This is a genomic window from Sorangium sp. So ce385, from assembly GCF_051474135.1.
Classification (GTDB): Bacteria; Myxococcota_A; Polyangia; order Polyangiales; family Polyangiaceae; genus Sorangium; species Sorangium cellulosum_D.
The window spans coordinates 6,341,256-6,355,054 of sequence record NZ_CP150337.1; the positions used below are offsets into that span (position 1 = coordinate 6,341,256).

At 75.1% G+C, this 13,799-nt stretch carries 8 protein-coding genes; 4 read left to right on the forward strand and 4 right to left on the reverse strand.

The features are described from left to right. The first annotated feature begins 125 nt into the window (after positions 1–125). On the forward strand, positions 126–1,361 hold the full coding sequence (hemW, locus tag WME83_RS23140; RefSeq protein WP_437321451.1) for a radical SAM family heme chaperone HemW: 1,236 nt from the start codon (positions 126–128) through the stop codon (positions 1,359–1,361). A gap of 149 nt (positions 1,362–1,510) precedes the next feature. Further along, positions 1,511–2,452, forward strand: a complete 942-nt coding sequence (locus tag WME83_RS23145) for a pyridoxal-phosphate dependent enzyme (protein ID WP_437321452.1) — start codon at positions 1,511–1,513, stop codon at positions 2,450–2,452. A gap of 47 nt (positions 2,453–2,499) precedes the next feature. Here the strand turns inward: WME83_RS23145 and WME83_RS23150 are convergent, their stop codons facing one another. After that, positions 2,500–3,264 carry a carbon-nitrogen hydrolase family protein gene (locus tag WME83_RS23150; protein WP_437321453.1) on the reverse strand — a complete coding sequence of 255 codons (765 nt, stop codon included), beginning with the start codon at positions 3,262–3,264 and terminating at the stop codon, positions 2,500–2,502. A gap of 100 nt (positions 3,265–3,364) precedes the next feature. Then, a complete protein-coding gene (locus WME83_RS23155; protein WP_437321454.1) occupies positions 3,365–3,784 on the reverse strand; it encodes a response regulator in 420 nt (139 codons plus the stop codon). 293 nt (positions 3,785–4,077) lie between these two features. Here WME83_RS23155 and WME83_RS23160 point away from each other — a divergent pair, with 293 nt between their 5' ends. After that, positions 4,078–8,514: a protein kinase domain-containing protein gene (locus tag WME83_RS23160; RefSeq protein ID WP_437321455.1), complete on the forward strand. Its 4,437-nt coding sequence runs from the start codon at positions 4,078–4,080 to the stop codon at positions 8,512–8,514. 64 nt (positions 8,515–8,578) lie between these two features. Here WME83_RS23160 and WME83_RS23165 read toward each other — a convergent pair whose 3' ends face one another. Together WME83_RS23165 and WME83_RS23170 are read right to left on the reverse strand one after the other, a co-directional pair. Continuing rightward, on the reverse strand, positions 8,579–9,931 hold the full coding sequence (locus tag WME83_RS23165) for a hypothetical protein (protein ID WP_437321456.1): 1,353 nt from the start codon (positions 9,929–9,931) through the stop codon (positions 8,579–8,581). Positions 9,932–10,113: 182 nt separating this feature from the next. Then, positions 10,114–12,885 carry a transglycosylase SLT domain-containing protein gene (locus WME83_RS23170; RefSeq protein ID WP_437321457.1) on the reverse strand — a complete coding sequence of 924 codons (2,772 nt, stop codon included), beginning with the start codon at positions 12,883–12,885 and terminating at the stop codon, positions 10,114–10,116. Positions 12,886–13,099: 214 nt separating this feature from the next. Between WME83_RS23170 and WME83_RS23175 the strand changes: the two genes are divergently transcribed. After that, positions 13,100–13,582: a MarR family winged helix-turn-helix transcriptional regulator gene (locus WME83_RS23175; RefSeq protein WP_437321458.1), complete on the forward strand. Its 483-nt coding sequence runs from the start codon at positions 13,100–13,102 to the stop codon at positions 13,580–13,582. Positions 13,583–13,799: the final 217 nt, after the last annotated feature.

Sequence of the window (13,799 nt, forward strand, 5' to 3'; positions counted from 1 at the left end):
CGTCGCCTCGGTTACGTCAGTTGCGTCAGCTACGTCGATTGCGCCGGTCGTCTCGGCCGAGCCGGTCGCGTCGGTCGCGCCCGTCGCATCCGTCGCATCCGCTGCCTCCTATGTTCATGGATTCCATGGAGCCGATCACCGCCTACGTCCACTTCCCCTGGTGCCTCAAGAAGTGTCCCTACTGCGACTTCGTCTCTTTCGCGAAGGCGCGGGACGCGATCGACCACCGCGGCTATGCCGACGCCGTGCTCGCCGAGCTCCGGAGGCGGGCGGATGCGCTGGGCGAGCGCGAGCTCCGGAGCGTGTTCTTCGGCGGCGGGACGCCGTCCCTGTGGGAGCCGGAGGAGATGGGCAGGGTGCTGTCCGCCATCACCGCGGCCGCCGGCCGGCTCTCGCCCGACCTCGAGGTGACCGTCGAGTGCAACCCGACCTCCCTCGACGAGCAGCGGGCCCGAGCGTTCCGAGCGATCGGGGTCAACCGTCTGAGCGTCGGCGTTCAGGGGCTCGACGTGGAGCGGCTCCGGTTCCTCGGCCGCCTGCACGACCCCGACGGCGGGCTCGGCGCACTGGCGGCAGCGCTCCGGTCCGGGATGCCGCGCGTGAGCGGCGATCTCATCTACGGCGTCGCGGTGGGGACGGCCGAGGAAGCGCGGGAGCAGCGCCCGGAGCACGCCGCCGCCGAGGCGCGCGCCGTGGCCTCGACCGGCGTGACCCACATCTCGGCGTACAGCCTCACGGTCGAGCCGGGCACCTCGTTCGGAGAGCTGGCGCGGCGCGGGCGCCTGCCGCTCGCCGGAGACGACGGGGTCGCGGACACGTTCTTCGCGATCGACGAGGCGCTCGAGGCCGAGGGGCTCGCCCACTACGAGGTCTCGAATTACGCGAAGCCCGGCCACGAGGCGCGCCACAACCTCGGCTACTGGAAAGGCGTCGATTACGTCGGGCTCGGGTGCGCCGCCTACGGGACCGTATCGCGCCCGGATCCGCGCTGGGGCCTGGGCTCGGCCGGCGCGGAGGACGGCGGCGAGGCGTTCGCGATCCGCTACCGGAACCTCGTGAGCCCGGATCGGTACATGGCCGCCATGGCCGAGGGCGGCGGGCCGGTCCCGATGGAGAGCCACGAGCGGCTCGACCCGGGGACGCGCCTGTCCGAGCGGATCATGCTCGGGCTCCGGCTGCGCGAGGGGCTCGATCTCGAGGCGGCGGCGGCGGCGCTCGGGGTGCCGGCGTGGACGCCCGCGCGACGGCGGGCCGCGGAGCGGCTCGAGCGCGCCGGCCGCCTGAAGCTCGACGGCGGGCGGCTCAGCGTCCCGCGGGCCGCCTGGGTCTTCGCCGACGGCATCGCGGCCGACCTGTTCTGACGCCGCGGCGCGCTCGCGGGCGCCGGCGCGGCGCGCTCGCGGGCGCCGGCGCGGCGCGCTCGCGGGCGCGCTCGCGGGCGCCGGCGCGGCGCGCTCGCGGGCGCGCTCGCGGTGGACGTCGGGCGCAGGCCGCGCTCCGATGCCCGTCCATGAGCCCCTTGCCGACGATCGAGGACATCCGCCGCGCCGCCGCGCGCCTCGCGCCGCACGCCCACGTGACCCCCGTCATGACCAGCCGGACGATCGACGGCATGGCGGGCGCGCGCGTCTTCTTCAAGTGCGAGAACCTGCAGCGGGTCGGCGCGTTCAAGTTCCGCGGCGCGTGCAACGCGGTCCTGGCCCTCTCGGACGAGGACGCGCGCCGCGGCGTCGCCACCCACTCCTCGGGCAACCACGCCGCCGCGCTCGCGCTCGCCGCCCGCATCCGCGGCGTCCCCGCGCACATCGTCATGCCCGAGAGCGCGCCCGCCGTGAAGCGCGCCGCCGTGGAGGGCTACGGCGCCCGGATCGTGACCTGCGCCCCGACGCTCCGGGCACGCGAGGAGACGCTCGCCCGCGTGCTGTCCGAGACGGGCGCCATCCTGGTTCACCCGTACAACGACGCGCACGTCATCGCCGGCCAGGGCACGGCCGCGCTGGAGCTCGCGAGCCAGGTGGAGGACCTCGACGCCGTGGTCGCGCCCGTCGGCGGCGGCGGGCTGCTCTCGGGCACCGCCGTCGCGACCAGCGCGCTGTCGCGCGCGCGCACGGTCGGCGCCGAGCCCCGGGCGGCCGACGACGCGGCCCGATCGCTGCGCGAGGGGAAGATCCTCCCCTCGAACGACCCGATCACGATCGCGGACGGCCTCCGCACCTCGCTCGGCGAGCTCACCTTCGCGGTCCTGCGCGAGCGCGGGGTCGAGATCGTCACCGTGGGCGAGGAGGACATCGTCAAGGCGATGCGCGTCGTCTGGGAGCGGATGAAGATCCTCATCGAGCCGAGCTCGGCGGTCCCGGTGGCGGCCGTCCTGCTGCGCAAGGTTCAGGGAGCGCGGATCGGCGTCATCCTGAGCGGGGGAAACGTCGACCTGAGCAAGCTCCCGTTCGCCTGAGCCCGGGCGCGGGCGCGCCAGCGCTGCGCGACCTCCCTCGGCTCCCCTCAGCCGTCGCGCCGGTCCTGCCCGAGGCGCAAGGCGGCGCGCACGGCGCTCGGCCCCGGACCGGGCGGCGCCGCCGCCACCGTTCGCCCGTCGGCGTCGAGGATGCGCGAGCCGCCCTGGCCGTCCAGCGCGGGGCGGGACGGCCCCCAGTTCGCGTTCACGATCGCCACGCGATGGCGCCGCGCGAGCGCGGGCAGGAGCTCGGCGCGCGCGTCGCCCTCCCCGGGCGGATCGACCCAGGCCGTCGGGAAGAGCAGCAGATCCGCCGCGTCGAGCGCCTCGCCCGCGTCCTCGGAGAGGAAGTGGACGTCGAAGCAGATCGCGACCGTCACCTTCACGCCGAGCAGATCGAGGACCGGGGTCCCGAGATCGCCAGGCGCCGCCCAGCGCTCCGGGAACCAGGGGTGGCGCTTGCGGTAGTGGCCGACGCGCCGCCCCTCGCGGTCGAAGACGAGCAGGGTGTTGTAGAAGCGGCCTCGGCCCTCCTCGACGAGCGGGCCCGCCAGCGCGATGCCGTGCTTGCGCGCGAGCTCGGAGAGCCGCCGCGCGGACTCGCCGTCGAGCGGCTCCGCGAAGCGGCGCAGATCGCTGTCGCCCCGCGGCGAGACGTAGCCCGTGACGATCAGCTCGGGCAAGAGCGCGAGATCGGCCCCGGCCAGCGCGGGCGCGCCGAGGAGGCGATCGATCTCGGCGAGCGAGCCCCGGAGGTCGCCGAAGCGCTGCGGCAGCTCGAGCGCGACAACGTCGAGGGAGCGAGCGCTCACCGCCGTCGCCCGGCGCGCCCGCGCCGCGACAGGGAGGCCGGCGGCGCTCCCGGCATGTCGACCTGCGCGGCGCGCCGGAGGGTCATGGGGCGCGCTCGGCTCAGCGGAGGTTCTTCGTCGCCTGGAGCTGGTGCAGGCTCACCGCGAGGTCGACCTGACGGCGCAGATCCGAGGCGATCCACGGCTTCGTGATGATCCGGAAGCTCGCGCTCTCCCGGGAGATCTTCTGGATCTGCTCCACGTCGGTCGGCGCGCAGAGGAGCACCGGGACGTAGCTCAGCCCCTGCCGGCGCAGCTCGCGCAGCAGCGCGAGCCCGCTGAAATGAGGCATCCGGTAGTCCGCGACGACCACGGAGGGCGGCTCCTTCACCGCCGCCGCGAGCGCGCGGCGCGGATCGCCGAAGGTGCGAACCTGGTACCCGGAGCGGAGCGCCCGGTCCATGAGGTCCAGGTTGCTCTCCTCGTCGTCGACGGCGTAGAGGAGCGTTCCTTGGCCCCGGCCACTCGAGGGTGGCGGCATGCTGCCAGAATGCGGGGCATTGCCCATCAAGCGCGAGGGTATCAGACCTCGTCCTCCCGCACCACGCGCTCAAGCCGAAGTAATCTCGGTTGCCTGACTCACGCTCAGCGCCGGACCGCGAAGCGCGCTGCGCCGCGGGGCCGCAGGGGTGGGCGCCGCGGAGGAGTGGGCCAGGTCCCCACCTCGCGGCCGTCCACGAGCGCGCCGGCCTCGGGTCGCGCGAGCGATCAACCTGGGCTGTCAGCGGCGTTCACGATCCCCTCCGGCGGCGTTCGGCTGTAAGAGATCAAGAGATGTCCGCTCGCGATGGGTTGCTCGAGGTCGGCGCGCTCGTGGACGGCCGGTATCAGGTGCTCGGCCACCTCGGCAGCGGTGGTCATAGCGTCGTTTACGAGGCGCGCCAGATCGTGACGACCCAGCGCGTGGCCCTCAAGCTGCTGCGGCCCGAGGCGCTGCGGCGCTCGCGCGAGTCCGGCTCGCAGGAGGCGCGCTTCGAGCGGGAGATGCAGGTCATCGCCCAGCTGAGCCACCCGAACGTCGTCCGGCTCCTCGACGCCGGGCGCCTGCCCGAAGGCGAGCTCTACCTGGCCCTGGAGTACGTCGACGGCGAGACGCTGAGCGCGCGCTGCCAGCGCACGCGGGGGATCGAGCCGAACGAGGCGAAGCGGCTGATGCTCCAGGTGCTCGACGCCATCGGCTTCGCCCACGAGCGCGGCGTCATCCACCGCGACCTCAAGCCGCACAACATCATGGTCGCCGGCTCCGGCAAGCGGACGCACGTCAAGGTGCTCGACTTCGGCATCGCCGCGCTGATCGGCGAGGCCCGCGCCGCCGACTACCGCGCGCTCACGCCCACCGGCGAGTTCAACGGGACCCCGGCCTACATGGCCCCGGAGCAGCTCGTGCAGTCCACCCCGACCACAGCGGCGGACATCTACGCATGGGGGCTCACCTTCCTCGAGTGCCTGATCGGCGCGCCGGTGATGCACGAGGCGACGGTCGCCGAGGTCATTTTCCGCCAGCTGAGCCCCGAGCCGGTGCCCATCCCCCGCGCCCTCCGCGGCCACCAGCTCGGCGCGCTGCTCGCGCAGGCGACCGCCAAGTCGCCGGCGCACCGCTTCCGGTCCGCCCGCGATGCCTACGAGCTGCTCGAGGTCTGCGACGTGTCGGCGATCCCGTGGCCGCTGCCTCGCGACGACGAGCGCGGCGGCTCGCCGGGGCAGCGGGGCATCGCGACGCGCGCGGTGCACCACGCCGCGGCGGACCAGGAGACGCAGCTCGTGCCCTCCGAGCCCGGGCCGCCGCCGAGCACGCAGCGCAGATCGCCCGAGCAGCAGCGGCAGGACGAGCGGCTCGGCGCAGCGCCGACGCTCGCCATCCCGGGCCGCGGCCTCGCGCCCGCCGAGCCGCCGGCGAGGCCGATCCGCAACGCGTCGATCCAGCTCGGCGCCGCCGCCACCCCGGAGACGCCGCTGGCCCCGAAGCTCCCCTCCTTCTTCCCGAGCGCCGCGCCCGGGACGCGGCCGGTGACCGCCACCGGCCGCGGCGAGCGCCGACAGCTCACCGTGCTGGTCTGCGGGCTCGCCGGCGCCGAGCGCATCGCCGACACGGTCGACAGCGAGGCGTTCCACGAGCTCGTGCAGATGTTCCAGGCCGCGTGCGCCCAGGTGATCCGGGCGCAGGAGGGGGTGTTCCTCCGCTCGCCCGGCGAGGAGACGATCGCCTACTTCGGCCACCCCGTGGCCAAGGAGGACGACGCCCTCCGCGCGGTGCAGGCGGCGCTCGATCTGGTCGAGCACATGTCCCGCCTGAACGCGCAGGGGATCGTGTCCGTGCCCCTGTCGGTGCAGGTCGGCGTGCACACCGGGATCGTCGTCGTGGCCGACAGCGACGCCGTGCCCTCGCTCGCCGGTCCGACCCTGAACGCCGCGTCGCAGCTGAAGGCCCACGCCGAGCCGGGCACGGTGCTCGTCAGCCGCGCCACGCAGAAGCTCATCGAGGGCTACTACTACGTGGACGCGCTCGGCGAGATCAGCCCGAAGGGCGCGCGCCAGCCGATCGAGATCTTCGCGGTGCAGGGGCGCACGACCGCGCGGGACCGGCTCGACGCGAGGATGCACCAGGGGCTCACGCCGCTCGTCGGGCGGGACAGCGAGCTCGACGAGCTCGCGACCCGGTGGTCGCGGGCCTCGGGCGGCGCCGGGCAGGTCGTGCTGGTGACGGGCGAGGCCGGCATCGGCAAGTCGCGGAGCGTGCGCGCCTTCCGCGACCGGCTGGCCGGGACGCCGCACCTCTGGCTCGAGGCGCGCTGCTCGCCGCAGCTCCAGAACAGCGCGTTCTATCCGGTGATCGAGCTGCTCAACGCGCTCATCGCGGGCGACCGCGACCGCGCGAGCACGCTGAGCGGCTCGGCCGCGGCGCCGAGCGAGCGCGGGGCGCCCTCGGACAGGGGCGCAGACCGGCTCGACCGGCTGGAGCAGCTGCTCGCCGAGGCGGAGGCGGGGCCGCTCGCCGTGCCGCTGCTCGCCGCGCTCTTGTCGATCCCGACCGAGGGCCGCCACCCGGCGCCGGCGCTCACCCCGCAGCGCCAGCGGCAGGAGACCATCGCCTCGCTCCTCCAGCTCTTCCTCGGGCTCGCCGATCGGCAGCCGCTCGTGCTCACGGCCGAGGACCTGCACTGGGCCGATCCGTCGACCCTGGAGCTGCTCGGCCGGCTGATCGACGAGGGGCGGCCGTCGCCGCTGCTGCTGCTCCTGACCGCGCGCCCCACGTTCACGCCGCCGTGGCCGCTGCGATCGCACTTCACCCAGATCTACCTCGCGCCGCTCAGCGCCGACCGGATGCGGGCGCTCATCCAGCAGCTGGCCGGCGCGTACGCGTCGAGCGGGCCGTCGGCCATCCAGGCCCCGCTGCCCGACGAGGTGATCCGGACGCTGGCCGAGCGCAGCGACGGCGTCCCGCTGTTCGCCGAGGAGCTCACGCGCATGGTCCTCGAGGCGGCCGCCGCCAAGGCGGCCGCTGGGGAGCCGGCCGGCTCGCCGAGCGCGCCGAGCGGGTGGATAAGCGCGCTCGAGACCCCGGTCACCCTCCAGCACTCGCTGATGTCGCGCCTCGACCGCCTCGGCCCGGCGAAGGAGGTCGCGCAGCTCGGCGCGGTGTTCGGCCGCACGTTCGGCTACGAGGCGCTCGAGCTCTGCGCGGGCGGCGGCGCGGGCGGCGAGCCGCTCCTCATGGCGTCGAGCCCCGCGGCGCTGCGCGAGGCGCTCGCGCAGCTCGTCGACGCCGAGCTGCTCTTCCAGCGGGGGCGCCCCCCGCGCGCGACGTACACGTTCAAGCACGCGCTGGTGCAGGACGCGGCCTACCAGTCGCTGCTGCGCAGCACCCGGCAGGTGTACCACGCGCGCATCGCCGCCGTGCTCGCCGAGCGCTTCCCCGAGACGCCGCCCGAGCTGCTCGCGCACCACTACACCGAGGCCGCGCTGATCGGCCCCGCCGTCGCGGCCTGGCAGCGCGCCGGGGAGGCCTCGCTCATCTCGTCCGCGCACGCCGAGGCGAAGAGCCACCTCCGCCGCGGGCTCGAGCTCCTCAAGCAGCTGCCGGAGACGAAGGAGAGGGCGCGCGACGAGATCACCCTGCAGACGACGCTCGGCGTCCCGCTGATGATCACGCGCGGCTACGCCGCCCCGGAGGTCGAGGCGGCGTACGCGCGCGCGCACGCGCTCTGCCGCGAGGCGGGCTCCTCGCCGCAGCTCTTCCCCGCGCTGTGGGGGCTCTGGATCTTCTTCCACGTCCGCGGGGACTACGCGCTCGCTGAGCAGCACGGAGAGCAGCTGCTCGCGCTCGCCGAGAGCACGGGCGACCCGGCGATCTCGCTCGGCGCGCACCAGGCGCTCGGCGCGACGCGCTTCCTCCGGGGGCGCCTCGGCGAGGCGCGCGAGCACTTCAACCAGGTGCTGTCGATCTACGACCCCGCGCGTCACCTGCCGCTCGCCTTCCTCTTCGGCCACGACGCCGCGGCGTTCTCGCTGTCGCACCTCGCCTGGATCGCGCTCCACCTCGGCGAGCCGGAGCGGGGCAAGGCCTCGATCGACGAGGCGATCGCGCTGTGCGAGGAGCTGAACCAGCCCGTGAGCCGGGGCTTCGTCGAGCACTTCGCGGCGGTCCTGTGCTGCCTGGTCGGCGACGTCGCCGGCGCCGAGGCGCACGCGAGCGTGCTCGGCAAGCTCGCCGAGGAGGTGGGCATGCCCCACTGGGCGGCGCTCAGCCAGATCGATCTCGGCTGGGCGTCAGCCGCGCGCGCGGCGCAGGGGCCGGCCGGCGCGGAGGCGCGCGCGCGCTACGCCGAGGGCGCCGCGCGCATCCGCGGGGGCCTGACGATGCTGACGGGCGTCGGCAGCCGCGTGTCGCTGACCTACTGGCGAGCGGCGCTCATCGACGCGGAGCTCGGCGCCGGCAACGTCGACGAGGCCAGCGCCCTGCTCGACGACACGCTCTCCTTCGTCGAGAAGAGCGACGAGCGCTACTTCGAGGCGGAGCTCTGGCGGCTCGAGGGCGAGATCGCGCTCGCGCGCGGCGCGCCGACCGCCGCGGAGGCGCGGGCGCGCGCGGAGGCCGCCTTCCGGAAGGGGCGCGAGATCGCCGAGCGGCAGGGCGCGCTCGGCCTCTTGACGCAGATCTTCGATCGCCGCGGGGCGCGGGCCGACGCGGGGGACGCGCAGCGAGAGCGGTGAGGGGCGGCGCGCGCGGCGCGGCGCCGGGGGCGGAGAGCCGACAGGGGCGCGCCGGCGCGGGGCGCTAGAGATCGCCGTGGATCGGCGACGGCACCCGCCACGCGAGGATCTCGGCGTGCTGCTCGCAGTTGAAGGGCCGCTCGAGGAGCCGGGGGCAGCACTGCCTCGAGCGGAACAGCTCGAGGATGTAGCCCATGCGCTCGCTCAGCAACGCCCAGTCCTGGGCGCCGCAGCCGGCCGTCGTCTGGTCGTGGGCGTCGTACTTGAGCAGGAGCTCGTAGAGCTCGCGATCCTCGATGGTCGCGAGCTCGTCGCAGTGCAGCGGCAGGCCGGGCGGCGCGGGGAGATCGTGGCCGAGCTCGAGGATCTGGTCCGGCAGGCGCATGGTCATCATCTCCTTGGTCGCGATCGCGCGCCAGAACGCCTTCAGCTTCTCGACCTTGTCGAGGACCATCGACTGGAGCGCCTCGGGGAGCCCGACCGTGTCGACCGCGCAGCGGACGGGCGCGTTCAGGGCCCGCGCGATGTACGGCTGGAGCCGCACCTGCTCGTGCAGCCCGACGCGCGCGTTGGCGAGGAGGATGAGCTCCGCCTTCTCGTCCCTGTCCTCCGTGAGCATCGCGTCGTGGTAGTGCTCCATGGCGCTGCGGAGCAGCCCCTGCCCTCCGTCCGTGGACGGCCCCTGCTCCAGCCCCTCGATCAGCGCCGCGAGCTCCTTCTTCCCCGGACGCGGGCAGCCCCGGTAGAGCTGGATCATGCGGGCGAACAGCGGCCCGAGCTCCTCGAACACCTTGAGGTTGCCGAGCGCGATGTCCGCGCTGAGCTCGGACAGGATCCGCTCGGGCAGCTCCATGAGCCCGAACCCCTGCTGCCACCAGGGCGAGATCAGCTCGACGGCGCTGATCCGCCACGCGCTCGCCCGCTCCGGCTCGCCCTGCCCGCGCCTCCTCAGCAGGCGCGGCACGACCACCTCCCGCTCCTCGTCGTCCGAGAGGATCAGCCACCGGAGCACCGACGGCACCTCCTCGTTGCGGATGAACCTCCCTGCAGTCTTGGAGGCCCACGTGGCGAACGTGCACCAGTGGGCGTTGCCGCCGCCGAGCAGCTTCACGAGCTCCGCCGAGATCTCGTAGTAGCACTGGGTGATGAGCAGGTTGCGCAGCACCGGCTGATCCGAGAGCGCGATGACGTCGTGCACCCTGTCGAGCAGCGAGGCCGGATCGGACGTCTCGGCGGGCGTCACCCTCGCGGCGATCCGCGTCGAGCGCTCCACCACGCCGCTCCGCGTCACGCGGGGCGCCTGAAGCGGCGCCTCCGCCGTCAACGAGAGAGGGGGCAGGTAGGCGGCGTCGTGGAAGTGCGTGGCGTGCTCGCTCGCTGGTATGGCGGCCATCAGCGGCTTTACAGGGGTCGTCATTCTCCCGTGCTATCTCCAATTGATGCCAGATGTCCATACCTGTCCATAAGTCCATCCTGCGAAGGACAGCTGGCTCACCAGATAGCGACAGAATGCTGCTGCGGCGCTGAACGCGCGGTTCCCTCTTGCGTCGCGTCAACCACGCGGCGCAGCAATGTGACGGCGCGCGGCGAGCGACGCCGTCACGGCGACGGCGCGGGCGGCGCCGCGGAGGCGGGGACGTCCGTCGCGAGCGGGCCCGCGCCGCGTATGCCGCCGGGGCCGCCGCGGGGCCACGTCGTGACGCTCACCCGGTGCTCTCGGCCGAAGGTCCGCGCGACCACGGCGCGCACGTCGGCCGGCTCGACCTCCTCGAGCGCGCGCAGGAGCCGCGGCAGGCTGCCCGGATCGAGCGCGGCGCGCAGCCGCAGATCCGTGATCGGCCGCGGGGACGCGGGCGGCGGCGCGACGGCGGCGCGGCGCGCGAGCTCCTTCTCCAGCTCGATCTTGAGCAGCGCCTTGGCGAGGGCGAGCTCCTTCCAGGTCGGCCCGGACGTCGCGAGCGCCGCGAGCTCGGCGTCGAAGCGCTGCTCCAGCTCGGCGGCGCTGCGCGACGGAGCGGGCGTGAGCTCCACCGCCGCCACGCTCGCCTGCGCGCCGAGCGACAGCCGCCCGGTCACCTCGGACGCGAGCTGCCCCTCGGTCACGAGCGCCTTCGCGAGCCGCGCGACCCGCGGGCCGACGAGGATCTCCATCGCCACGCGGAGCGGCGCCTCGTCCGCGCCCCCCTCCGGCGGCGCGATCCAGCCGTAGAGCAGCCGCGGCGACGGCACCGCGTCCTCGAGGACGATCCGCTCCTCGCGCGGGTGCGGCCCGATCGGCCGCTCCGGCTCCGCGACGACGCGCTGGAGCGAGCGCGCGAGCGCCTGCTCGACCGCCGCGCGCGAGACGTCGCCGGAGAGCGCGATCGTCGCCTGCGCCGCGGCGCGCTCGCGCCGGAGCGACTCCGTGAGCAGGAGCTCGCTGGCCGCGCCGGCGTCGGCGCGCGCCCCGAGCAGCGTGCCCTCGAGCGGGTGGCCCGCAGGGAACAGCGCCTCCCCGAGCGCGAGCCACGACGGGCCGTACGGCGCCCGCTCGAGCGCGCGCCGCGAGGCCGCGCTGGCCTGCCTCCGGAGCTCGGCCACGCGCCCCGCGCTCGCCTCGTCGAGCAGCAGCCGGAGCCGCGCCGCGACCAGGTCGACGCCGACCTCGAGATCGCGCGGCGGGACGGTGATCGCGACGCGCGCCTCGCTGGCGAGCGCCGGTCCCGCCGCCCCGGCGTCGCCCGCGGACCGCGCCGGCACCGCGACCGACGCGCTGATCGAGACGAGCGGCGCCGCGGGGTCCTCCCGGAGGTCGACCGCGATGCCGTTCGGGAGCCGGAAGCGCTGCACCTGCTCCAGGCCGAGCCCGGCGAGCAGGCCGATCTGCTTCTCGATCGCCGCCTCTCGGCCCTTGAGGGCGCGCCGCGCGCCCGGGCCCTCGAGGGCGTCGAACGGCGACGCCGGGGCGAGGCGGCCGCTCCGCAGGCCGAGCGGATCGTCCTCGAACGCGGGGCGGAAGCCGACGTCGCCGCCGATCATCACGATCGGGAGCTTCGCCTCCAGCGCCTCCGGGTTGCCGAGGAGCGGCATCGGCGCCGGCGCCTGGCCGGGCGGGGTGAAGAGCGGGAGCCGGTTCCGGCCGAGCGACACAGGGCGGGGCGGGAGCGACCCGTCGCCCAGCGCGAGCTCGCCGCGCGGCGGCAGCGCGGCGGACGCGCCGGCCAGGCCGTCGCCCTCGTCCTCGTCGAGCTCCTCGTGGTCGAGGTACGCCGGGAAGAGCGCCATCGCGCGCGCGACGCGATCGGCGGGCAGCGCGATCAGGTGGTCGGCGCGGCCCGGCGGGACGCGGTCGCGCAGGAGCTCGGGGTTGTGCTCGCGCAGCGCGGCCGTGGAGATGCCCGCGGCGCGCGCGATGGTGCGGAGCCGCGTCCCCGGCGGCACCGCGACCTCGCCGAGGTCGAGCGGCGCGAGCGGCGCGACGTCGGGCAGGTCGAGCCCGAAGCGGGCGCGGTTGGCCGCGACGATCGCGAACGCCACGATCTGCGGGACGTAGTCCGCGGTCTCCTTGGGGACGGCGCCGGCCTGCGCGAGCTCGGCGAGCCCGATGGGCCCGCGGGCCTCGGGATCGCGCTCGGCCGCGGCCTTCCCGAGCGCGCGGAGGACGCCCTCGTGGCCGAAGTTGTACGCCGCGAGCGCGAGATCCCAGCGGCCGAAGCGCTCGTAGAGGTCGCGCAGGTGCGCGGTCGCGGCGTCCGTGGCGCGCGTGAGGCTCATGCGCGCGTCGATCCACTCGGATTGCTCGAGGCCGTAAGCCTCGCCGGTCCTCGGCATGAACTGCCAGAGCCCCGCGGCGCCGGCCGGCGAGACCGCCCGCGGATCGAAGCCGCTCTCCACCGCCGCGACCCAGAGGAGGTCCTCCGGGAGGCCCGCCTCGCGGAGCGAGCGCTCGATGATCTCGCGGTAGGCGCCGGCGCGCCGGAAGCGGCGCTGGAACACGGCGCGCCCCTCGTCCGACTGGGCGAAGAAGCGGACGAACCGCATCGTGCGGCGCGTGAGCGGGACGTCGAGATCCGGCATCGCCAGCGTGGACAGCGTCGCCCCGTCGGGGTCCTCGAGATCCTCGTCCGTCGCGGGCTGGAACTCGCGCACGAGGAGCGCGGTGACGGCGGGCGGCGCGTCGTCGGACGGCGCCGGCGCCGGCGGAGCGCACGCGAGCGCCGGCGCGACGTCGGTCGACGCGCGCGCGGGATCGACCAGGCTGGGATCGCGGAAGGCGCGGTACGCCGCCGAGAAGGACGCGCGCAGCGAGGACGCCTGGCCGACGGCCGCGCCTGAAATGCAGATCAGCGCGCCGAGCCCGGTCCACAGAGCGGCTCGCCGTGCCCAGCTCATCAACGCCGATCTTGCTCCGAAACCGCCCGCCGGCGCTACGGCAAAGCGCGGAGACCACGGCGGCGATGTGCGCTGCTCGCCAGCGCGCGCCCCGCCGGGGCTCCCATTTCACCGGTGTCTCGGCGCCCTTGGCGTCATGGCGGTCCGCTCCCCGGCCCGACTTCCCGCCGTGGTGCTAGCCACCTGGGCCCGGGCGAGCTAGCAAGCGTCGGCGATGCGCTCGTCCCACGCCGCTCCCCCCGCAGAGAAGGCCACTCGGCTCGGCGAGGTGCTCGACTTCATGAAGCTCCTGTGGGCGGTCGATCACGGCCTGCAGTCGACCTCGAAGCGCATGGAGGCGAAGATGGGCGTGACCGGCCCGCAGCGGCTCGTCATCCGCATCGTCGGGCGCTACCCCGGGATCTCCGCGGGGCAGCTCGCCGAGATCATGCAGCTGCACCCGAGCACCCTCACGGGCGTGCTCAAGCGGCTGCAGGAGCGCGGCATCATCGAGCGCCGGGCCGACCCGAAGGACGGCCGCCGCGCGCTCCTGGGCCTCACCGCGCGCGGGCGCGAGCTCGACAGCCTCCGCACCGGGACGGTGGAGGCGGCCGTGCGGCAGGCCATCAAGGCGGTGCCGCGGCGCAAGCTCGAGGCCGCGCAGGATGTGCTCGCGGCCGTCGCCGAGGCGCTGCAGCCGCAGCCGGCCGACGAGTAGCGTCGCCGGCCGGATCGGCGCGCGCGGCGCGCGTTCCAGCGGGGGCAGCGGCGATCGGCGCGCGCCTGGCCGGCGCGGCAGCCGCGAGGCGCAGGCGCCGCGCCGCGCGGGAGCGAACGGCGGTTCGCGCCCGGGAGCGACGCGCGATCTGCGCGAACGCGCGGCTCCGACGCGACCGGCCGACCCCGCGGACATCGAACGGAGGAGCAGCGGTCGT